This window comes from Streptomyces erythrochromogenes, from assembly GCF_040684695.1.
In the GTDB taxonomy this organism is placed as follows: domain Bacteria; phylum Actinomycetota; class Actinomycetes; order Streptomycetales; family Streptomycetaceae; genus Streptomyces; species Streptomyces erythrochromogenes_C.
The window spans coordinates 38,051-57,846 of the sequence record NZ_JBFBGM010000023.1; the positions used below are offsets into that span (position 1 = coordinate 38,051).

Consider the following 19,796-nt stretch of genomic DNA (forward strand, 5'->3'; position numbering starts at 1 on the left):
GCTCCGCGCCGCGCCGCGCTACTCGGTCTTGATGGCGGTCAGCATGTTCAGGCGGGCGGCGCTGCGGGCCGGCCACATGGCGGCCAGGACGCCGACCACGGCGGCCAGCAGGAGGAAGATCCCGATGCGGTCCCACGGGAGGATCAGCTCGTAGCCGGGCATGGACTTGGCGAGCGTGGAGCCGACGGCCCAGGCGAGGAAGATGCCGATGACGACGCCGAGGGCCGCTCCGAAGAGCGAGATCACGACGGCTTCGAGGCGGATCATGTTCTTGACCCGGCTGCGGTCCAGGCCGATGGCGCGCAGCATGCCGATCTCCTGGGTCCGCTCGAAGACGGACATGGCCAGGGTGTTGACCACGCCGAGCACCGAGATGACCAGGGCCATGCCGAGCAGGCCGTACATGATGTTCAGCATCGTGTTGATCATGCCGCCCATCTCGTTGCGCATGTCCTGCTGGGTGGCGACGGTGATGGCCGGGTTCTTGCCGAGGGCGTCGACGACCTTCTGCTGGGCGGCCTTGGAGGCCCCGCCGTCGACGTTGACGTACACCTCGGGGATGTACATCTCCTCGCTGTGCTCGCTGAGGATCTTGTTGTCGATGACGTAGGGGGAGAGCAGGCCCTCCATGTCCTTGAAGATCGCGCCGACCTTGACGGAGGCCTCCCGGCCGTCGTCGTACTTCACCTTGATCGCGGAGCCGACGGTGAAGTTCTGCTTCTTGGCCGTCTTCTCGGCGACGGCGACGTCGCCCTTGCCGAGGCTGTCGAGCGAGCCGCTGAGGACCTCGACGTTGAGGAGCTGGCCGATGGTGGCCGGGTTGACGCCGGAGGCGGCCCGGAAGTCGCCGTCGACCAGGAAGTAGCCGGCCGTCTGCGGGGAGACCGCCTTGATGCCGGGGGCCTTGGCCAGGGTCTCGGCCACGGACTTGTCGAGGCTGCCGGCGTCGGAGGACATGGAGACCCGGTAGTCGGCCTTGAGCTTCTCGGTGCTCATGCGGTCGACGACCTTGCCGACGGTGATGCCGAGCACGGACAGCGTGGTGACCAGGGTCAGGCCGATCGCCAGGGAGGCGGCCGTGACGGCGGTGCGGCGCGGGTTGCGGACCGCGTTCTGGGCGGCCAGCTTGCCGGGGACGCCGAACACCTTCTGCAGCAGCGGGCGGACGGCGCCGATGACCGGCTTGGAGAGCAGCGGCAGCAGCACGATCATGCCGATCAGCATGAAGAAGGCGCCGGCGCCCATGGTCATGCGGCCCGAGTTGCCGCCGGTGGACACGCCCAGGAAGACCAGGCCGATGCCGCCGAGGCTGATGACCGAGCCGAGGATGTTGCGGACGAGCAGGGACTTCGAGGTGGCCGGCAGGTGGGCGCTGCCCATGGCGGCCACGGGGGCGATCCGGCCGGTGCGCCAGGCCGGCAGCACGGCGGCGACGGTGGTGACGACGACGCCGATGACGAGGGCGGCGGTGATGGTGCCCGGGGCGATCACGAGGGCGCCGCCCGGCAGCTTCGCGCCGAGGGAGCCGATGACGGAGCGGATGCCGATCGCCAGGCCGATGCCGCTGACCAGGCCGACGGCGGCCGACAGGACGCCGACGACGAGGGCCTCGGTGAGCACGGAGCGCATGACCTGACCGCGGTTGGCGCCGACGGCGCGCAGCAGGGCCAGCTCCTTGGTGCGCTGGGTGACCAGCATGGTGAAGGTGTTGTAGATCAGGAAGATGCCGACGAAGAGCGAGATGCCGGCGAAGACGAGCAGCATCGTGCTGAGGTTGCTGAGGCCCTTCTCGATCTGCTTGGCCTGGTCCGCGGCGAGCGCCGCGCCGGTCTGCGCCTTGGCGTTCTTGTCGAGCAGCGGCTTGATGTCGGCGAGCAGCTTGTCGGCGGAGGTGCCGTTCTTCGCGGCGACCGACACCTCCGTGAAGTAGCCGGGCTTGAGGTAGAGCTCCTGGGCGACCTTGGTCTCGAAGAGGACCAGGCTGCCGCCGGCCTGGACGGCGCCGTCCTCGGTGGTGAAGACGCCGGCGAGGGAGTACTCCTTGACCGGGCCGTTGGTGGCGACGCGGACCTTGTCGCCGACCTTGTAGTTGCCCTTGTCGGCGGTGGCCTTGTCGAGGGCGACCTCGTCGGCCTTGGCCGGGCCGGCGCCCTGGGTGAAGGCGTAGCGCGGGTCCTTGCCGTCCTTGACGGGCGTGTAGTTGGCGCCCTGGTTGGACCAGCCGGAGCCGATCAGCTTGCCGTTCTCGTCGCCGACGCCGGCGAAGCCCGAGACGCGGCCGGAGACGGTGTCGACGCCCGGGAGCGCCTTGATCTTGTCGAGGGTCTGCTGGCCGAGGCCGGGCTCCCCCTCCTTCTCGCCCTCCTCGTTGCGGCCCTGGCCGTACGAGGTGACCGAGACGGCGATGCCCTCGTAGCTCTTGGCGGACTGGCCGGAGAGGGACTTCTTGAGGGTGTCGGTGAAGACGAGGGTGCCGGATACGAAGGCGACGCCGAGGGTGACGGCGAGCACCGTCATCAGCAGCCGGGCCTTGTGCGCGAGGACGTTGCGCAGGGCGGTACGGAACATGGGAGATCTCAGTCCTGGGGCTGGAAGTCTTGGAGGAAGGGCCGGGGCGGGACCCGGGATCAGCTGGTGCGGCCCTTGGCGTCGAAGGCCTTCATGCGGTCCAGCACGCCGTCGGCGGTGGGGCTGAGCATCTCGTCGACGATCCGGCCGTCGGCGAGGAAGATGACGCGGTCCGCGTAGGAGGCGGCGACGGGGTCGTGGGTGACCATCACGACGGTCTGGCCGAGCTCGCGGACGGAGTTGCGCAGGAAGCCGAGCACCTCGGCGCCGGAGCGGGAGTCCAGGTTTCCGGTCGGCTCGTCACCGAAGATGATCTCGGGGCGGGAGGCCAGGGCGCGGGCCACGGCCACGCGCTGCTGCTGGCCGCCGGAGAGCTGGGTGGGGCGGTGGCCCAGGCGGCCGGAGAGGCCGACCATGTCCACGACCGTGTCCAGCCACTGCTTGTCGGGCTTGCGGCCGGCGATGTCCATGGGGAGCGTGATGTTCTCCAGGGCCGTCAGCGTCGGCAGCAGGTTGAACGCCTGGAAGATGAAGCCGATCTTGTCCCGGCGCAGCTGCGTGAGCTGCTTGTCCTTCAGGGAGCCCAGCTCGGTCTCGCCGATGCGGACGGAGCCGGCGGAGAAGGTGTCCAGGCCGGCGACGCAGTGCATCAGGGTGGACTTGCCGGAGCCCGAGGGGCCCATGATCGCGGTGAACTGTCCCTGGCCGAAGTCCACGGAGACGTTGTCCAGGGCGACCACCTGGGTCTCGCCCTGGCCGTACACCTTGGAGAGGCCGGTGGCGCGGGCGGCCACGGCCTGGGCGGTGTGCGGGGCGTAGTTCATGGTGGTCACAGGACGGCTCCTCGGTCTGTTGTGCGGGGACCCCTCCATCTTCACCGCGCCCTTACCTGCTGCGGATCAGCCGCCGTGCCTGTTCCCGGGCCCACTCCAGACTGACGGCGGGCGGGCGCGCCTCCTCCTCTGGTATGACAGGAGCCCTGATCGGCGGGCGGTGGCCCGGGGTGGCGCGGAGGGTGGCGCACGGGGTGGCGCGGGCCATCGAAATCCCGTCATTCCCGTACAGGTGGTGATCGACGTCCAGAACGGGCCGACCGTGCATTCTGGGGCCTGACGGACCCTCAAGCGCCAATAAAATCAGACAACATCGGATAGGCGGCCGGTCGGCGGCGAGTGTGTTCCGGATAGGCTCGGCACAGCGTTCAAGGCTTTTTCCACGGGGGCCGCCACGCCCTGCCCGGATGGTGGAATGCAGACACGGCGAGCTTAAACCTCGCTGGCCTTCGGGCCGTGCCGGTTCAAGTCCGGCTCCGGGCACAACCCCCATCACCCCTTCTGAGCAGGGCGTATGGCCACCCCATCGCATGATCTTTTGCGAGCGCGGGAACACATCGGGAACACCGGCGCTAGCATGCGCCCATGGCGAGCGTGCACCCGCGGAAGAACCGCGCAGGAGAGATCACCAGCTTCCAGGTCAAATGGCGCGACGGCGGCGGCCGCGACGGCGCCTGGCAATCCGAGACGTTCGAGGACCAGGACTCCGCCGGCGTCTTCAAGACGGCCGTCGACGAGGCCGGCCAGCACTGGCCCCCCGGATGGGTGAAAGGCCAGGGCTACATCGCGGCCCAGCCCGCCCAGCCCGAGGACCGGTACCGCTTCCGGCAGTACGCGACAACCATGATCGACAACCGGACCGGCATCGAGGAGCGGTACCGCAAGGACTGCCACCGCGACCTGAAGACCTACCTCTTCCCGACCTTCGGCGAGTGCGACGTCCGCAGCGTCGAGCACTTCAGCTCCGACACAATCGACGCCTGGATCCGCAAGCTCGAGCAGACGTGGATCTGGCGCGGCCCCGACAAGAAGCGCCTCAGCCCCAAGACGATCAGGAACCTGCACGGCCTGCTGTCCTCCATCCTCGAGCGCGCCGTTCTCGCCGAACCCCCGCTGCGCGACCGCAACCCCTGCAAGCTCAGCAACCTCCCCCGTGCCGACGACCAGATCGACGACGAGATGTGCTTCATGACGCCGCAGGAAGTCGACGGCCTCATGAGGTGCTTCAGCGTCCGCCAGGACCAGCTGCTCGTCACCGTCGCCTACGGCACCGGCCTGCGGTTCGGCGAGCTCACCGCCCTCATGCCCCAGGACATCACCGACCGGAACACCACCAAACCGAAGCTGCGCGTACAGCGCGCTTGGAAGCGGGACGAGGACGGCGGGTACTTCCTTGGCCCGCCCAAGACGAAGAGGGCCCGGCGTACCATCCGCATCTCCAGCTCGGTGCTCGAGGCCTTCGACGAGCTGGGGCTGTACGAGCTGCAGGACGAGCAGCTGCTCTTCACCGGGGCCGGCGGGACCCGCCTGCACTACAGCACGTTCGGTGATCGCTGGGCTCGTGCCGTGCGGCTTGCCCGAGAGGCGGGAGTCTTCACCGCCGGTAAGAAGCCGACCCCCCACGACCTGCGCCACTCCCACGTAGCCGCGCTCATCTCCGCCGGCCACGGTCTGCCCTACGTGCAGCGGCGTGTGGGGCACGAGTCGATCCAGACGACGAACGATGTGTACGGCCACCTCCTGCCGGAGGCTGACGACGACGCGATGGCGACCATCGAGGCGTCCCTGGCGGGCGGCCGGCCGTCCCTGCGGTCGGTCGGGTAGCTCAGCGCTGGCCGCGCGCCGGAGCGGGGACAGCGGGCTTCTCCCCGGCGCGCGGCTGCTTGCCCAGGACACCCTCAATGCGGGCACACGCGACCTCGGCGCGCAGCGCGTTCACCTGGCGGGTGACGGACCGCTTGTGTACGGCGCAGGCGGTGGTGCCGACGACTACCAGCACCAGGGTGATGATCTCGAAAACCGTGTCGTACATCGCCTCTCCCAGCTGTGCACTGCAGGGCTGCCGTGGGGGGTGTCCCGTGAGGGCGCGGCACCTACCTGATGTCTCTGTGGTGCGTAGGCTATACCGCCTATTTGTAGCTTCAACAGTACAAACTGTAATTACTTAGGCGGAGAGTGATTCCAGCCGGTTGGCCTGAAGTCACTTTAGGTCAGCCCCTTACCCGCTGGCACATGGCTCACACATTTACCTGGCCAGGTAAGGACTTCCACCCAAGATCACTTCACCGTGTATGGGTGCCACCACCCTCCGAGCCCGACAGGGTGCTCGCCCGTCGCCGCATCATCGGCGCCCGCATCCGGGCCGCCCGTACGGACGCTGGCCTTACTCAAGAGGCGCTCGCCGAGGCCGTCGGGATCGACAACAAGACCGTGCATCGCATCGAGTACGGCACCTCGGATCCGACCCTCAGCGTCCTGCTGGGACTGGCCGATGCCTTACGCGTCTCCCTCGCCGACCTCGTCCAGCCGTGAGGCTGTGACGGCCGGCCCAGCGCGGGGTCTGCTCGCTACCGCCCCTGGGTGTCTAGGCCTCGGCATCGCTGCTCTCCTCACGTACGGATCGAACCACTCGAACACCCATCCGTAAACAACCCCTAGCTGTAGGTTGCCAGCAGCACATGCCATGCGCCATGGGCCACACGCTCCTGTTTCTCAAAGTGCGGACAGCGAACAGGGAGATTGGCGGTCGAGCTGCGCGATTCCGCCAAGTCGGATACGCCAGGCTGCGCCTTGTATCAGCCGAACGCCGAGGGCCCGGCCGCTGGGGAGCGGCCGGGCTGGCTGTCGTCGAGTCACCTACACCGGAGGGCGGCCGGGGGTCGGGGTAGGCGCCGGCGACGGCAGGGGCGGGCCGGGGTCCGGCGGCATCTGAGGTCCTCCGGGGCTGCCGTGCTTACCCATCTTCAAGATCCTTCCGCTGAGCTTGTAGATACCGAACGGGGGGAACAGGTCCACGCGGGGCCGGTAGCCGGCCTCGGCGCAGGGGATGCACAGCAGGTCCCGGCCGTGCCGGTGCTCCGCCGTGCGGGCGGTCTCCACTGGTGCCACCCAGCAGGCCTCGCAGGCCGTGACGTCGGTGGGGGAGACGTCGAACTCGGTGGTGATCACCAGAGGTCCGGACAGACCTCGAACCCGGCCGCCTCGATGGCGGCCTGGGTGCGTTCGCGCCAGCCGGGGGCGGGTGCCTCGGTGCCGGTGACGGCAGGGCGGTGGTGCACGAAGGTGCCCAGCCGTGCGCAGAGCTCGGCGTAGAGCTCGGTGTTCGAGATGAGGGCGTGCCAGGCGGCGTCGACGGGGCCGGACGGTACGAGGTCCTCGGCCGAGCAGCCGGCGATCGTGGCCACGAACTTCAGGGCCTCGGTCACCCGCTGCTCCGCAGCGACCCATCCCAGGTCGGGGTGGGTGCGGGCCAGGGTGGCCGTGACGATCGTGAAGTCGTCCGCGGACAGGAGCTCCTGGACCGTGGGCCTGGACGGCGCGACGAGGGTGGCGCCGACGGCGGGCGTCGGTACTTCCCCTCGGCCGGCGCCGCAGGGTGGCGGTGGTGGGGTGGACATGGCTGCTCCTTCAGATTGGGGTGTGGGTCAGCAGGCGCCGATGACGATGGCGGCGAGGAGGCCGAGCAGGATGGTCACGTACAGGACCTGGCGGGCGAGCTCGGTCACTGCTCGCCCAGCACGCGGTGGAAGGTCCGGATGGCACGGGCCAGGGCGCGCGCGTGGTTCCAGTTCCCCAGCGGCATGTCCGTGGGCCCCTCGGCGGTGAGACGGTGCCAGTCGCCGAGCGCGGCCGCGGCCGCCTCGTACCCGGCGACGCGGGCGAGGAGCTCCTCGCCCTGGCGCAGCAGGTCGTCGACCATGCACGCGGTCTCGACGTCGTCGGGCTTCCGGTTGTACGGGCCGAGGGCCCTCGTCACGAGGGTGCTGTCCGTGTTCGGACCGGTCTGCATGCCAAGGCTCCCTGCCGTCGTCAACGGGTGGAAGCACCAGGGTGAGGGCAGGGCAAACGAAGAAGGGGCCCGGTTCGGGCCCCTTCGCTACGCGGCCAACAGGCCGATATCTACTGCCAGCTGACTGGCTCTCTGCCGTCGCTCCGGCACGCGGGACGTCGTCTCCTCGAGCACGATCGAGCGAGCGTAGCCGTTGTAGCGGATCGTCTCGGGAGCTGCCGCGTGCGCCTGCTCCAGTGTCGCCAGGGCGGTCTGCCGCTGGCCGTCGAGGTAGTAGGCGCGGGCCTGCTCGATGCGGTGCCGGGCCCGCCGCGGCCGCGACGGGATCGTGTCCGCCTCGGCACGGTTGGCCTGCCTCACCGACTCACCACCGGCGCGGAGCTCCACCGCGACGGTGACGCCGTGCGCGCCCATCACGGCCTTTCCGAAACTGGTCACCCGATGGAAGTAGCCGGCGGGAAGGCGCCGCGCGATGCCGTCGGCGCGGTCCCACCAGCCCCATGCGGTGCCGGTGTCGCGGCGCTTGGCTGCGGTCAGGCCAGCCTCGATGCGGAGCGCACCAGTGACGGCCTGGACGTCGGGCGTAGCACCCTCGAGGTGGGGCTCCAGGAGCTCGAGGGCCTGCATCACGACGTCGTCGGCCTCGTCGTAGTGGCCGGGGCCCGAGTCGCGGTGCGCCTGCGCGGACAGCCACGACGCGACGCCGATCGCGTGCAGGTCTTCGGACTCCTGCGCGGCCGCCATGCCGCGCTCGGCCACACGCCACAGCAGCGACGGGTCCGGCTGATAGGCAACGAAGAACTGCGTCAGGAAGAACGCTTCCGCCTGCAGAGCCAGCGCCGCCCGCCGGTCGGCCGCCGTCTCGGCTTCCCGCACGGCGAGCTGCACGTCCCGGATCAGGCCAGGCAACAGGCCGCCGATCACGTCCCGGTGGTTCGCTGCGCCGTGGCGGGCGGACCACGCGGAATCCAGGGCCGCGCGCAGGAACTCGCGGGACGGAGCGTGCCTCGTCCCCGGCGCGGGGTAGGCGGCGAGCGCGGCGCGAACGGCGGGGAGCCGGTCGTGACCGGGCCCCAGGAACAGGTCGGTGTGCGGCTCGGCGCCGACGTCGCCGACGAGGTCGTTCAGGCGGCGCACGCGGAGTACCTCCGCGATGCGGAGGATCTCGGGCAGGCGCGGCATGCGCATGGTTCCGGTCTCGACTTTCTTGACCCACGACGCGTGGTGGCCCAGCAGTCCGGCCAGTTGTTCGCGGGTCATCCCTCGGCGGTTGCGGTAGATCTGGACACGTTGCCCGAACGCGACGGGGTTGTCGTAGGGGTCCGGGGTAGCATCAGGAGACATAAGGCCTTGCCCTCCTACCTTGCAGCTCGACACTGACAGGGTATGGGGCAAGGCCGCTTCTGTGTGATCCAGAACGCACAAGAACGCCCCCTCCCGCCCGAAGGCGAGAGGGGGCGCTGCTGTTCAGGAGAGGCCGTACCACTGGGATGCCCAGCCGGTGTTGATGGTGCTCGTGGACTGGTTCGCCAGGTTGAGCGAGGCCGGTAGCGAGGACTGAGCGGTGAGGATGTTGCTGTAGCGGAGGTTCGGTGCGGTCAGGCCGGCGTTCACGGAGACGCCCGCGCCGGACGCCTTGAAGTGCAAACTGTTGGTCGCCCAGGTGCCGTTCAGCAGCATGGCGATGTAGTAGAAGCCGGGCGCGGCGACGAACGGTGTGACGAGCGCCAGGGGCTTGGCGACGGCGCCGGTCATCAGGGAGGCGGAGATGTCCGCGGTGGTGGCCTTGAGGTTGCCGGCGGCGTCATAGATGCCCAGGTAGCAGTTGGTCAGGCTGGCTCCGGCGTCGATGCCGGAGAGGCCGAGCCAGACGTTGGAGATGGTGACCTGTTCCCGGATCGGGATCTTCACCAGCGTGATCCGGCCTGCGACACCGCCGGCGGACTGGGCGGTGACGTGCCCGGCCATGTCGGGGTCGTAGGTCCAGGTGATGAGCCCTTGTTCGGACGGGCGGCCCGCCCAGGAGCCGGCCGCCGAGCCGCCCACCGGCCCGAAGTTCCATAGCCGCATGCCCCATGGGTAGACCGCGTTGGCGTACACGCGGCCGGGGCTGGTGCCGCTGTGGACCAGGGCGACGGTCACGTTGCCGGAGCCGTCGATGTGCCCGGCCTGCACGGTGAACATCTCGCTGACGACTTTGGAGAACGACGTCGACGGGTACAGCCACGGGGCGCCCTCGGTGAGCGGGCTGCTGCTGTTGGACGCCCCGTAGATCGAGATGGCGCCGGCGCTGGTGAGGAGGGCGACGTCGAGGTAGTGGCCGCCGTTGTACATCATGGCGAGGTCGACGTCGATGCGGTCGCCGACGGCGGCCGGGATGGTGCACTTCAGCGGGGTGCCGGCGCTGGTGGTGACGATGACCCACGGTGTGGACGAGGGCAGGTCGGAGACTGTGCCGTCGGTGATCTCGGCGCTGTTGGTGGTGATGACCGTGCCGGAGGCGCCCATCACGCCCTGTGCTCCGGTCGGTCCGGTGGCGCCGGTTGCGCCGGCGGATCCTGCCGGGCCGGTCGCTCCGGTCGCTCCGGTCGCTCCCGTTGGCCCGGTGGGGCCGGTTGCCCCGGTCGGGCCCGGGTCTCCGGTCGGTCCGGCGGGCCCCGTCGCCCCCGCCGGACCGGTCGGACCTGCAGGGCCTGCGGGACCCGTGGCACCGGTCGGTCCGGCCGGTCCGGGCGGTCCTTCTACGGGGGTGTAGCCGGCCTGTGCCGGGTTGGCGTCGATGATGGCCGCGACCTTGATCGGGCTACCGTCGCCGGTCGGGAGCTCGAACACGCGCCGCCGGTATGGCAGGTCGTCGAGGCGTTCCTCGTACACCCAGTACCGGCCCGTCGCGGGCTCGACTCCCGCCCCGTCGGTGACCACCAGCGGCTGCGAGAGCTGCCCGTTGGCGACCTCGAAGGTTCCGCCGCCGGCGAGGATCTCTCCGCCGTCCGCGTCCGTCCAGACCGCGGGCAGGGTGTACAGCACGATTCGGCCGGTGGCCGGCTGCTGGGTGGCCGGGTTGGTGTAGGTGCCGATGATGGTCCGGGTGGTCTGCGCCATGCTGGCCTCCTCTCAGCCCTTGATCAGTGGTGCGTCGTCCGGCGCAGGTTCGGGCACGGCTGCGCCGAGCTGGCGGAGCGCTTCCTCCAGCTGGGCGCAGCGGCGCCGGAGCGCACGGATGAGTCGGCCGTCTGTTGCGCGGCCGGTCTCCAGTTCGCCGATGCGCTGTTCTGCGGCGCCCAGCTTCTCTCCCTGCTGGGCGACGACCGCGGCGATTCCGGCGATGGTGGTCAGGTCGGGGCCGGCCGTGTCCTCGGTGGCGGGTGCCGCGCGGGGCCGGGAGATCCAGGCGACCGCGATGGACGCGAGACCACCGACCGTGATCGACATGGCGCCCATCCAGGCGTCACTGAACATCTGCCACCCCCCTCGTGGTGCAGGTCTGTGCGGTCCGCCGCAGCTTGGCCACCTCCCGGTGCAGCTGGACGAGCCGGCGGGTTGCGGCGGCCAGGACCGCGAGGAGGCCCGGGAACGCGGCCCAGGTGATCCCCGAGTACCAGCCCTGCGGGAACTCTCCTAGGAGCCGGGCGCCGGTGTACGCGACAGCCCAGATGGCAGGCATGGCCGCCGCGCACAGCCACCCCCACCAGTCCTGCCCGGAGCGTAGGACGGAGGCCGCGCACGAGGCGATGCCGGTGCACACCCATACCCACGCCCATACGGACAGCGGGGCGAGTGAGGTGAGCGCGGCCGCGCCACGGACGGTTCCGTACCGGGGGTCGGCCAGCAGGCCGGCCCCGAAGTTGATCCACGCCACCCCGGCGATCAGCAGCGCGGCGCCGCGGTAGCCGAGGCGGCGCCCGGCCTGCTGCCAGGCGCCTCGCATCAGACGCCCTTGGCCAGGGACGCGGAGTTCGCGACCGAGCGCCAGCGGGCGACGAGGCCCTTGCCGAGGGCGACAACCGCGGCGACGCCGCCAGCGCCCGCGGCGTACCACATCGATCCGTCGAGCGGCTGCGTGATCACGATGCCGCCGATGGTGCCCTGCAGGAACGTGGACAGCACCCGCTCGAGGAGGTCGCGGCCGTAGGTCTTGCCGGTCTTGATGACCGTCTCGGCGGAGGGCAGGGAGTATGCGGACATGGATGGGTCTCCTTGATCAGTCGATGACGGTGAAGCCGCGGGCGTTCCCGAGGCGGGTCAGGGAGGTCTTGCCGGGGATGCCGTCGGCGTCCGCGCCGCTGTAGCCGCAGCGCTTCTGCCACGCCCGGTAAGCGGTGATGGTCGACGTGCCGAAGTGGCCGTCGACGAGGGCGGGCGCCAGGAGTCCCTCGGCACGCAGGGCGGCCTCGACGGTCCGGACGCCCGCGTACGACACTGGGGTCCCGGACTTGGGCGGGTCGACGCTCGCGGCTGAGATGAGCCGGGAGAGGTCCACCACGGGCGTGGTCGGCGTCGGTGCGCCGCCGGGGCGGGGTGCGCCGCGCTTCACCCAGTCGTACAGCGGCGCCCCGGGGCAGGTGGTGGCGTAGCCGTCGCGGTGCCCGCCGATGTAGTCGCCGGCCTCGCCCTCGGCGCGGAGCCACTCGATCGCGTCCCGGATCCCGTGCAGCTGCGCGTCGGTCGGGGTGTCGAGGCCGCCGCCGGCCTTCGCGACGAGGGCGACCACCGCGTAGTGCTTGGAGTTCAGCGCGGCGGTGCCGTTGGCGCCGCAGCGCCGGTTGGCCCCGCGGCCCTCGTAGACGCTGCCGTGCTCGCACACGGCCGCGGTGTACGCGATGTCGACGTAGCCCTCGTCCTTGTTGGCGAGGTGGCTGGCGCGGATCGCCCTCACGTAGTCGTCGCACAGGTCGTGCCGGCGGCTCAGGTACTCGCTGCCGAGGTAGTGCACCTTCGTGCCCTCGGTACTGGCGATGAACGCGGCTTGGGAGGTGGCGGGCAGGCCGTACGCGGATCTGCGGATCAGGTCCATGGTGCCTCCAGGGCATGAGAAACGCCCCGGCCAGCGGCGCGGGGCGGCGGGGAAGGCAGGCGGATTACCAGCCGGGCGGAAGGCGGCGGGTGAGCTCGGCGGCCGGGTCCTCAAACGGGAACTCGACCTTGGACGGCGGCGGGCAGAGGCAGGTGCCGTTCTTGCCGGGGCCGGTGCATGCGGCCTGGTGTACGTAGCCGGCGAAGTCGGGGGCCAGTGCGTGGTCGAAGCATCCGCCGACGGGCTCGGTGTCGGTGCTGTCGGGGAGGAGGCGTTGCCACTGGACGACGGCGGAGGCGTCGCACGTGCTGCAGGTCATCATGCGTGGATCCATTCGACGTACATGTAGGACGCGGCCTCGTTCGCGTTGGCGGTGGAGAGGCTGCCGCCGCTGTTCTGGCCGCCGGCGATTTCCACGTAGTCGCCGGGCTGCAGGTAGAGGATGTGCTCGGTGTACGGGATGCCGGAGAGGTTTCCCGCCCCGCCCAGGGTCGCGGCGCCCCTGATGTAGTTCCCGTTGATGTGGACGCGGGAGCCCCGGGACCCGGTGGAGTTGGGGTCGAAAGCCGCGCGTCCGCCGACGCGGTACCACCCCGCGTACTGGCATGTGTAGCGGCTGGTGTTGCTGCTGGTGGAGTGCCCGCCGTAGGTGTCGACGATCTCAGCGTCGAACGTGATCACGCCCCAGGTCCCGTTGGGGACGGACTGCACCACGGTTTGGTAGAGGACGGCCAGGGGCGGCCGTTCCAGGAGGGTGAGGAAGTCAGCGTCGATGGTCTGACCGGCGTCCACTGGTCTCCCTCCTACAGGGCTGCGCGGGCGGGTTGGGCGAGGCGGATCCGTGCGCCGGCCGCGTGGGCCTTGACGACGTCGTTGACGGCGCGGGTGACGGTGATCCTCTGCGGGGACTCGACGAGGAAGTTGTCGAAGCGGTAGTCGACGCTGCCGTTGCTGTTGCCGGTGCCGCCGTGGGCGGACAGGCCGACCGCGCCGGCCGGGTTGGTGTTGGCGACGTCGGTGCGGTCGATGTGCCACAGGACCGGCTCGAGGGTGCCGGTGCGCCAGACTCGCATCAGGATCCGGTAGCCGATGATCCGCACGCGGACCTCGATCGTGTCGCCGGGCGCGTAGGTCACGCCGGTGACGACGCTGGTCCCGATGATCGTGGCGCCGTTGGTGACCGATACCGAGATGCCGCCGCCGGTGGTGAACTCGACGCGCGCCCGGTAGTGCGCGGTGGTGCTCGTCCAGCGGAGCAGCACGCAGGCGTTGAGGGTGCCGCCGGTGGCCGTGGCGGACACGGCCACCTGGCAGCGCACGTCGGCGTCCATGCACGTCTCGGAGACGGTCTGCTGCCGGTGCAGGGTCTGCGACCCGGTCACGGTGATGACGCCGCGGTTGGAGGACACGGACCGTTCGGAGCTCGAGACGCCGCCGGTGAGGGTCCAGGCGTGGCCGTCGGACGCGGTGCCCCAGCCGCCCGCGGCGACCGACCTCGTGAAGGTGTCCTCGGCGAGGGACGTCGCGGCGGTCGCGTCGACGTGCTCCCCTCCGACCTGCAGCCTCACCGGGTACTCGGCGGGGTCCTGGCTCCACCGCGACCGCGACCACGCGACCGCGGTCTGCTCGGTGTGCACGACGAGGGTGGTCGCCGAGCTGGTGGCAGCCGCGCCGAGCACGGACCGGGTGACGTCGGCCTTGCCGTAAAGGGGGTCGCCGACGATGGCGACGTTCCAGGGGCCGGCCGGGCTGCAGTTGAGGAGGACGTCCCAGCTGTTCGGGTGGCCGAAGGTCTCGGTGTAGCCCTCGACGAGGAGGTCGATCGGGCCGGGCGGCAGCCACTGCGGCGGGTTGATGATCTGGATCCGGTCGCCGATGTCGAGGGCGAGGACGGCCGGGATCAGCTCCGGGGCTGCGGCCAGGTTGATGTGGACGGTCGGGTAGCGGGGCTCGTTCCAGGTGCCCAGGTGCAGGTCCCATGCGGCGATCTGCTCGACCTGGCTGTCGGAGCGGAGGTTGAGGGTGCGGGAGGTGTCGTAGGGGCCGACGCCGAGTGGCGGCGGGAGCACCGACAGGGGGCTGGTTTCGTCGACCGCGCGGGCCGAGGAGCCTCCGGTGCGGGTGATCGTGCAGTCGTTGCGGGTCCGCTGGTCGTCGTCGATCGGCTCCAGCGGGGGCGACACGTGGCCCTTGGTGTTGTAGTCCAGGGTGAGTGCGACGGGCTGGGTGTAGAGGGACTCCCGGCCCCGGTAGACCAGGGCCACCCGTTCCCGGTCCTCGAACAGCACGCCGCCGTCCGCGGCCTCGCACTCGCCGAACAGCGAGAGCAGGGAGCCGGGGCGTTGGGCGCCGAGCGGGGTGGAGCCGCCGAGGGTCCTGATTTCGACGCCTTCCTCGGCGCCGAGGCGGGTCAGCCGGCCTTCGGCGGACTCGCCGCCGTAGCCGTTGTCACTGCCGCCCCACACGCCGAGGTTCGAGCTCGGGAACACCGTCAGGTGCCCGATCTTCATGCCGCTGAACGCCGCCCCGAACGCGGTCTCGAACCGCTTGACGGTGCCGACCGTGCCGGCCTCGGTCCAGTTCCATGCGCTGCCGACGCCGTCGACCTCGACCCACCCGGCGTGGTAGTCGACGTTCCCGCCGTTCTGCTGCGCGGAGAAGTCGAAGCGCCACCACCGGCCCGGGCCGTAGGTGTCGGAGTTCCCGAAGGACTCGTTCCAGGTGAGGGTGTTGCTGGCGTCGTAGCCGTCGATCTCGATGGTGCCCGAGGTGTAGCTCATGACGATGCCAGCCGCGGTGCCGGAGGTACGGAACGCCAGCCACGGCTGCTTCGATCCGCTGGGTGCGTCGAGCTGGAACACCAGGCTGATCAAATAGCCGTTGCTGGTGCTGGTGTACTCGGGCACCGCGCCGGCCATGATGGCGGCCGCACCGATCGACGGCAGGGCCGACGAGCCGGGACAGCTGTCGTCCTGGCCGAAGGAGAACCCGGGCGTGGTCAGCGGGGCGCAGCCGACGAGCGGCGAGTAGGCCTGTACGGCGTCGCGGCCTTCCTCCATCGGCCAGTAGGCGACCGGCCCTTGGGAGGGAAGCCGGCGGGCCAGCGTCGAGGCGAGGGCTTTCTGCCCCTGCCCGAGGCGCTGCAGGATCCCCGCGCCCGTGATGGGCACGTAGACGTCGCGGCCGGAGACGTCCCAGCGGGTGGGCCAGGACGACACCTCGGCGTGCAGCCGGTACCAGCGGTTGCGGATCGCGGCGACCCCGGCGACGGTCCACGTACGGCCCGCGCCGTCCGCGAACGAGGTGGTGCCGACGGCCTTCGCGCGGAAGTCCGGGCTGGCGACGACGCTCCCGGCGAGGCCGTTGCGGACCTCGGCCCGGTGTACGCGGCCGGCCATCGGCAGGACGGCTCCCGAGGTGGGCGCGATCTGCAGCGCGGACGTCCCCGAGTGGATGCTCGTCACCCCGACGCCGGACAGCTGGGTGCCCTCCAGGAGTTCCGTCCACGGGCCGTCCAGGGACCGCGCCCAGTACAGGTGCGCCGTCCACCCTCCGGCCCCGTTGTTGACGTCCAGGGCCCCGCGCACGGCCGCCCGGGCGGGGATGGTTGCGGGCAGCGGCGCCTGCGCGAACAGGATCGTCGTCCCGTCGGTAGTCCACACCAGCTGCAGGTAGTTGGAGATCACGGACAGCCGGTAGGAGCGCTGGCCGGCGGTCGCGGACCACTTGCCCATGAGGATCGTCGCGGTGTCGCTCTCCCAGTCGACGGTCGCCTCGATGCGCAGGTCGATGTCCCCGGTGATGTCGAGGCTCGCATGGTCCGGGGTGCTGATCAGGTCGGGGCTGAGCCCGGTCAGCTCGAGGTAGGACTCGCCCGGGACGGAGAACCTGATCGGGGTGTTGCGGCCGAACAGCCCGTGGTTCGCCGAGCGGGGGTTGCCCGGGCTGTAGTCGCCGTCCCGGTTGTTCAGCTGCAGCCGGGCCTTGCTGGGGCCGACGACGGAGTCCTCATCGCGGCGGCCCCGCTCGAGGACGACGGGCGAGCGCGCGTACACGTCGTTCTGGATGGGCGTCCACACGCCGCCGATCTGCAGCTCGGTCAGGAGGCCGTGGCCCATGGGTGCTCCCTGTCTATCGGCCGGTGCTGAAGTAGCCTCCGGCGTCGCCGCGGCCGTCGGTGCGGACGGACTTCTTGATGGCGGTGGCGAAGGCGGAGTCGACGTTGCTGTCGATGACGAGTCGGGCGACGACTTCCTGGCGGCCGCCGCCGGCCGCGCCGACGCCGACGTTGACGTTGTGCGGGATGTCGGAGGTGACGCCCTGGAAGAGGCGGCGTACGGCGGGCAGCCGGTCCTCGACGCCGTCCATGAGGCCGCTCATGAGGGCCTCGCCGGACGGGGTCAGCAGCCGCATGTCGAGGGACATGGGGCCCTTCCAGTCCGGGATCATGTTGGTGATCGTGGAGAACCGCCGCTGGAGGCTGCCGATCATGCCGGTGACGCCGTCGATCAGGCCCTGAATGATGGAGCGTCCGGCGCCGCGCAGCAGCCCGCCGAGGTCGCCCACGGCCCGCTCGACGCTGCCCGGGATGCCGCGCACCCAGGCGAGCATTGCCTCGCCCTTGGCCTTGGCCTCGGTGGCCATGCCGCTGAAGTAGGAGCCGACCCGGCCCGGCAGGGCCTGCAGGTAGTCGATCGTGGAGGTGATCTCCGCGACGGTTTCCTCGACGTTGCCGGTCACCCAGTCGGTGGCCGCCCCGACTCCGGCTTTGATCTTGTCCCAGTGGTCGATCACGAATTGCCAGCCGGTCCAGGTGAGCAAGAACTGGCCGATCTTCATGAACGCGGCGGTGATCTGTTCCCACAGCCACACTGCGGCGGCGACCACCGCGTCCATGGTGGCCTTCCACGCGGTCTGGAACCACGTGGTCTTGGTGGCGATCAGGACGATCACGGCGATCAGCGCGATCACGGCGATGATGATCCACGTGATCGGGTTGGCCAGCATCGCGATGTTCATCGCCCACTGCGCGGCGGCCGCGATGGCCATGGCGACGGCGAAAATGCCGAGGGCCACGGCGATGGCCTTGAACGCCTCGGGGTGGTCGTGCGCGAAGTCCGCGACCGTGGCGAGGGCGGGCGCGAGGAACTCCCCGAGGGCCGTCGACAGTGATCGGGTGATGGCCTCGTAGGAGTGCATGGGCGATGCGGCGAGCGCTTCCTGCGCGCGCTGGGCGGCGCCCTCGACGTTCTTCATGCCGCCCGAGGCGACGGCCGTGGCGGGGTCCATCGCCCACAGCGCGGAGGCCGATTCACCGGCCATGTCACCGAACAGGGCGACGGCGAGCTGTGCTTGCTTGGCCGGATCCTTGACCTTCTCGAGCGCGTCGAGGGAGGTCTGCAGCGCCTTCTGTGCGGCCGGGCCGCCCTTGCCGACGTCGTCCAGCATCTGCTTGGCGTTGAGGCCGAGCTCCTTGTAGGCCTCGGTGGCGCGGTCGGTCTCCTCGGAGGTGATGCGCGCGAACTCGTGCAGCACGTCGGCGGCTTGGTCCAGGTCGCGGCCGCCGGCCGCCACGTACTGGCCCATCATCGCGAACGCGGTCTTGGCGTCCAGGCCGATGCGTTTGAAGTGGGTGCCGTACTCGGTGACGATCGCCGGGATGTCGGCGACCATGCTCTTCGGCAGGGACTGCGCGGCCGCGGTGAGGACGTCGAAGGCCTCCTTGCCGTCCTTCACCAGGCCTTGCCGGATCAGCTGGCCGGCCGCTGTCGCGCCGTCGGCGACGTCGATTTCGAAGGTGTCGGCGAGGACCAGGGCGCTGGTGGTGAGGGACTGCAGCTCGGCGTCGCTCATCGCGCCGAGGCCGCCCATCGCGGAGGACACCCCGGCGATCGCGTCGTTGACGCCATCGATGGACTCCCCGAACCCGGCGGAGAAGACTTCCCCGGCGACGTGGCCGGCGCGCTCGGCCTCGGCCTCGGAGAGACCGAGCTGGGCGGACAGCTTCGCGTTGGCCGAGCTGGCGTCCATGGCGTTGGCCAGGCCGACGGCGAACATCGCGCCGACGGCGGCGCCGGCGGCCGCACCGCCGATCCCGGCGAGGGACTGGTCGACCTGATCGGCGGCGCCCTGCGCGCCCTGGGTCAGTTCATCGCTGTTGATCCCGAGCTCGACGAGGAGCTCGGCCAGTGTCTGCGCCATCGGGCTGGCCCTCCCTGGTGAGGTCGCGGCCGCCCATGCGGCGGTTCATGGTCTTGACGGCGGCGAGCATCTCGGTCCAGTCCATGCGCGGGCGCCCGCCGGCGCGGTCCCACTTGGGCAGGAAGTCGGTGATCTTCGCCTTGCGGCCCTTGCCGCGGTTGGCGTTGCTGACCGTGGCCGCGAGGATGGCCATGAGGAGGTCGTCCCGGGCCTGGCCGATCGTGCCGGTGATCTGCTCGTAGGCGATCCACTCGGTGAGCTCCGCCGAGGAGTGCGTGGCCAGGAGCTCGGCCACGGACATCCCCTTGGCGAGGGCTAGTCGGAAGTAGAACTGCCGCTCGGGGCGGCTTCGGAGTTTCCCGCCGCGTCCTCGGCGGCCTGCTTGCCCAGCCCCGACAGCTTCTGTGCCTGCCCGTAAAGGCGCTTGATGACCTTGCCGTTCCGGGCGCCGAGGGCCTGCACCTCCTTGTCGGTGTACAGCCGCTGGAAATCCTCGTCGACGATGCACTTGGCGAGGAGGCGGGCGGAGGCGTCCAGGAGGTTCACGCCGGCCACCTTGCCGGTCGTGCCGACGCGGACCATGGAGGCCTCGTAGGCGTCGCGTTCGGTGCCGGACAGGGCCAGGAGGCGGACGGTGCCCTTCCACTCGGGGACCTCGACGTCCTCGTAGATCCGGTCTTCGGCGGCGTCGATCTGTGCGCGGGTCAGCAGAGCCACGGTGTGAGCCCTTCTCTGGCGGGGTGGAGGTGTGGGGGGTCAGGAGATGGTGGGCTTGCCGCTGACCTTGAAGCTGATCGTCGCGGCCAGCTTGTCGTCGTACGGGGCCTCCGGCTCGAAGCCGGTCATCACGGCCTTGAACGCCCAGGTCGTGGTGTCCGGGTCGGGGAAGACGATCCGGTAGTTGCGGGGCGCGTCGTCGTCGAAGTCGTCGATCAGCGCGTCGTGGTTGCCCGGGTCATAGTTGACGTCGAGGCTCACCTCACCGCCGTCCTTGAGGGCGCCGATGAACTCCATCCACGCGTCCGGGGACCCGTGGCTGGTGACGTCGATCGTTTCCCGGGAGAGGCCCGGACCGGAGACGTTGGTGACGTCGGCCAGGGCGGTGAAAACTTCCGGGCCGGCGCCGTCACCGCGCTGGAACTGGGTGCCGAATCCGTCAAGTCCTGCCATG

The 19,796-nt window shown here is 70.3% G+C and carries 21 protein-coding genes and 1 tRNA gene; 3 read left to right on the forward strand and 19 right to left on the reverse strand.

What is annotated here, in order from left to right; genetic code table 11:
- Window positions 1–18 precede the first annotated feature (18 nt).
- Window positions 19–2,568 (reverse strand): ABC transporter permease, encoded by a 2,550-nt coding sequence (locus tag AB0O53_RS28130; RefSeq protein WP_350994203.1) that lies wholly within the window; start codon window positions 2,566–2,568, stop codon window positions 19–21.
- A gap of 59 nt (window positions 2,569–2,627) precedes the next feature.
- On the reverse strand, window positions 2,628–3,392 hold the full coding sequence (locus AB0O53_RS28135; RefSeq protein WP_107064705.1) for an ABC transporter ATP-binding protein: 765 nt from the start codon (window positions 3,390–3,392) through the stop codon (window positions 2,628–2,630).
- 410 nt (window positions 3,393–3,802) lie between these two features.
- Between AB0O53_RS28135 and AB0O53_RS28140 the strand changes: the two genes are divergently transcribed.
- Window positions 3,803–3,884: transfer RNA gene (locus AB0O53_RS28140), tRNA-Leu, on the forward strand.
- Between the two features lie 102 nt (window positions 3,885–3,986).
- Window positions 3,987–5,225: a tyrosine-type recombinase/integrase gene (locus tag AB0O53_RS28145; protein ID WP_365199210.1), complete on the forward strand. Its 1,239-nt coding sequence runs from the start codon at window positions 3,987–3,989 to the stop codon at window positions 5,223–5,225.
- 1 nt (window position 5,226) lies between these two features.
- On the opposite strand, the gene AB0O53_RS28150 is transcribed toward AB0O53_RS28145, so the two are convergent.
- Window positions 5,227–5,433, reverse strand: coding sequence for a hypothetical protein (locus AB0O53_RS28150; RefSeq protein WP_365199212.1), 207 nt, complete (start codon window positions 5,431–5,433; stop codon window positions 5,227–5,229).
- Between the two features lie 263 nt (window positions 5,434–5,696).
- On the opposite strand from AB0O53_RS28150, the gene AB0O53_RS28155 reads away from it, so the two are divergent.
- Window positions 5,697–5,933, forward strand: coding sequence for a helix-turn-helix transcriptional regulator (locus AB0O53_RS28155; protein ID WP_365199214.1), 237 nt, complete (start codon window positions 5,697–5,699; stop codon window positions 5,931–5,933).
- A 324-nt stretch (window positions 5,934–6,257) separates the two neighbouring features.
- Here AB0O53_RS28155 and AB0O53_RS28160 read toward each other — a convergent pair whose 3' ends face one another.
- The 16 genes from AB0O53_RS28160 to AB0O53_RS28235 form a co-directional block, all read right to left on the reverse strand.
- A complete protein-coding gene (locus AB0O53_RS28160) occupies window positions 6,258–6,569 on the reverse strand; it encodes a hypothetical protein (RefSeq protein WP_435886680.1) in 312 nt (103 codons plus the stop codon).
- Complete coding sequence (locus tag AB0O53_RS28165; RefSeq protein ID WP_365199410.1) at window positions 6,566–7,018, reverse strand: glycine-rich domain-containing protein; 453 nt, start codon at window positions 7,016–7,018, stop codon at window positions 6,566–6,568. The genes AB0O53_RS28160 and AB0O53_RS28165 overlap by 4 nt, the downstream gene beginning before the upstream one ends.
- A gap of 104 nt (window positions 7,019–7,122) precedes the next feature.
- On the reverse strand, window positions 7,123–7,410 hold the full coding sequence (locus AB0O53_RS28170) for a DUF6415 family natural product biosynthesis protein (RefSeq protein ID WP_365199217.1): 288 nt from the start codon (window positions 7,408–7,410) through the stop codon (window positions 7,123–7,125).
- An 87-nt stretch (window positions 7,411–7,497) separates the two neighbouring features.
- Window positions 7,498–8,754: a helix-turn-helix domain-containing protein gene (locus tag AB0O53_RS28175; protein WP_365199219.1), complete on the reverse strand. Its 1,257-nt coding sequence runs from the start codon at window positions 8,752–8,754 to the stop codon at window positions 7,498–7,500.
- Between the two features lie 123 nt (window positions 8,755–8,877).
- Entirely contained in the window at window positions 8,878–10,512 is a 1,635-nt protein-coding gene (locus tag AB0O53_RS28180; RefSeq protein WP_365199222.1) for a hypothetical protein, read from the reverse strand.
- A gap of 12 nt (window positions 10,513–10,524) precedes the next feature.
- Window positions 10,525–10,869, reverse strand: coding sequence for a hypothetical protein (locus AB0O53_RS28185; RefSeq protein ID WP_365199225.1), 345 nt, complete (start codon window positions 10,867–10,869; stop codon window positions 10,525–10,527).
- Window positions 10,859–11,338: a hypothetical protein gene (locus tag AB0O53_RS28190; RefSeq protein ID WP_365199227.1), complete on the reverse strand. Its 480-nt coding sequence runs from the start codon at window positions 11,336–11,338 to the stop codon at window positions 10,859–10,861. The genes AB0O53_RS28185 and AB0O53_RS28190 overlap by 11 nt, the downstream gene beginning before the upstream one ends.
- On the reverse strand, window positions 11,338–11,595 hold the full coding sequence (locus tag AB0O53_RS28195) for a hypothetical protein (RefSeq protein ID WP_365199230.1): 258 nt from the start codon (window positions 11,593–11,595) through the stop codon (window positions 11,338–11,340). The genes AB0O53_RS28190 and AB0O53_RS28195 overlap by 1 nt, the downstream gene beginning before the upstream one ends.
- A gap of 16 nt (window positions 11,596–11,611) precedes the next feature.
- On the reverse strand, window positions 11,612–12,424 hold the full coding sequence (locus AB0O53_RS28200; protein WP_365199232.1) for an N-acetylmuramoyl-L-alanine amidase: 813 nt from the start codon (window positions 12,422–12,424) through the stop codon (window positions 11,612–11,614).
- A gap of 64 nt (window positions 12,425–12,488) precedes the next feature.
- Window positions 12,489–12,746, reverse strand: coding sequence for a hypothetical protein (locus tag AB0O53_RS28205; RefSeq protein WP_365199235.1), 258 nt, complete (start codon window positions 12,744–12,746; stop codon window positions 12,489–12,491).
- Complete coding sequence (locus tag AB0O53_RS28210) at window positions 12,743–13,216, reverse strand: hypothetical protein (RefSeq protein WP_365199238.1); 474 nt, start codon at window positions 13,214–13,216, stop codon at window positions 12,743–12,745. The genes AB0O53_RS28205 and AB0O53_RS28210 overlap by 4 nt, the downstream gene beginning before the upstream one ends.
- Before the next feature lie 11 nt (window positions 13,217–13,227).
- The gene (locus AB0O53_RS28215) at window positions 13,228–16,542 is read right to left on the reverse strand and encodes a hypothetical protein (RefSeq protein ID WP_365199241.1); all 3,315 of its coding nucleotides are present in this window, start codon (window positions 16,540–16,542) and stop codon (window positions 13,228–13,230) included.
- A gap of 13 nt (window positions 16,543–16,555) precedes the next feature.
- Window positions 16,556–18,625 (reverse strand): phage tail tape measure protein, encoded by a 2,070-nt coding sequence (locus tag AB0O53_RS28220; protein ID WP_365199244.1) that lies wholly within the window; start codon window positions 18,623–18,625, stop codon window positions 16,556–16,558.
- Window positions 18,573–18,920: a phage tail assembly protein T gene (locus AB0O53_RS28225; RefSeq protein ID WP_365199246.1), complete on the reverse strand. Its 348-nt coding sequence runs from the start codon at window positions 18,918–18,920 to the stop codon at window positions 18,573–18,575. The genes AB0O53_RS28220 and AB0O53_RS28225 overlap by 53 nt, the downstream gene beginning before the upstream one ends.
- Window positions 18,921–18,940: 20 nt before the next feature.
- Window positions 18,941–19,342 (reverse strand): phage tail assembly chaperone, encoded by a 402-nt coding sequence (locus AB0O53_RS28230; RefSeq protein ID WP_365199249.1) that lies wholly within the window; start codon window positions 19,340–19,342, stop codon window positions 18,941–18,943.
- Between the two features lie 39 nt (window positions 19,343–19,381).
- Window positions 19,382–19,795 (reverse strand): phage tail tube protein, encoded by a 414-nt coding sequence (locus AB0O53_RS28235; RefSeq protein ID WP_365199252.1) that lies wholly within the window; start codon window positions 19,793–19,795, stop codon window positions 19,382–19,384.
- Between the last annotated feature and the right edge of the window lies 1 nt (window position 19,796).

Excerpts from the sequence above, each read along its gene's own strand:
- AB0O53_RS28215 (WP_365199241.1), bottom strand. The coding sequence starts at position 16,542 with ATGGGCCACGGCCTCCTGACCGAGCTGCAGATCGGCGGCGTGTGGACG.
- AB0O53_RS28170 (WP_365199217.1), bottom strand. The coding sequence starts at position 7,410 with ATGCAGACCGGTCCGAACACGGACAGCACCCTCGTGACGAGGGCCCTC.
- AB0O53_RS28220 (WP_365199244.1), bottom strand. The coding sequence starts at position 18,625 with ATGGCGCAGACACTGGCCGAGCTCCTCGTCGAGCTCGGGATCAACAGC.
- AB0O53_RS28235 (WP_365199252.1), bottom strand. The coding sequence starts at position 19,795 with ATGGCAGGACTTGACGGATTCGGCACCCAGTTCCAGCGCGGTGACGGC.
- AB0O53_RS28180 (WP_365199222.1), bottom strand. The coding sequence starts at position 10,512 with ATGGCGCAGACCACCCGGACCATCATCGGCACCTACACCAACCCGGCC.
- AB0O53_RS28195 (WP_365199230.1), bottom strand. The coding sequence starts at position 11,595 with ATGTCCGCATACTCCCTGCCCTCCGCCGAGACGGTCATCAAGACCGGC.
- AB0O53_RS28150 (WP_365199212.1), bottom strand. The coding sequence starts at position 5,433 with ATGTACGACACGGTTTTCGAGATCATCACCCTGGTGCTGGTAGTCGTC.
- AB0O53_RS28135 (WP_107064705.1), bottom strand. The coding sequence starts at position 3,392 with ATGAACTACGCCCCGCACACCGCCCAGGCCGTGGCCGCCCGCGCCACC.
- AB0O53_RS28205 (WP_365199235.1), bottom strand. The coding sequence starts at position 12,746 with ATGATGACCTGCAGCACGTGCGACGCCTCCGCCGTCGTCCAGTGGCAA.
- AB0O53_RS28185 (WP_365199225.1), bottom strand. The coding sequence starts at position 10,869 with ATGTTCAGTGACGCCTGGATGGGCGCCATGTCGATCACGGTCGGTGGT.
- AB0O53_RS28175 (WP_365199219.1), bottom strand. The coding sequence starts at position 8,754 with ATGTCTCCTGATGCTACCCCGGACCCCTACGACAACCCCGTCGCGTTC.
- AB0O53_RS28200 (WP_365199232.1), bottom strand. The coding sequence starts at position 12,424 with ATGGACCTGATCCGCAGATCCGCGTACGGCCTGCCCGCCACCTCCCAA.
- AB0O53_RS28145 (WP_365199210.1), top strand. The coding sequence starts at position 3,987 with ATGGCGAGCGTGCACCCGCGGAAGAACCGCGCAGGAGAGATCACCAGC.
- AB0O53_RS28190 (WP_365199227.1), bottom strand. The coding sequence starts at position 11,338 with ATGCGAGGCGCCTGGCAGCAGGCCGGGCGCCGCCTCGGCTACCGCGGC.
- AB0O53_RS28130 (WP_350994203.1), bottom strand. The coding sequence starts at position 2,568 with ATGTTCCGTACCGCCCTGCGCAACGTCCTCGCGCACAAGGCCCGGCTG.
- AB0O53_RS28165 (WP_365199410.1), bottom strand. The coding sequence starts at position 7,018 with ATGTCCACCCCACCACCGCCACCCTGCGGCGCCGGCCGAGGGGAAGTA.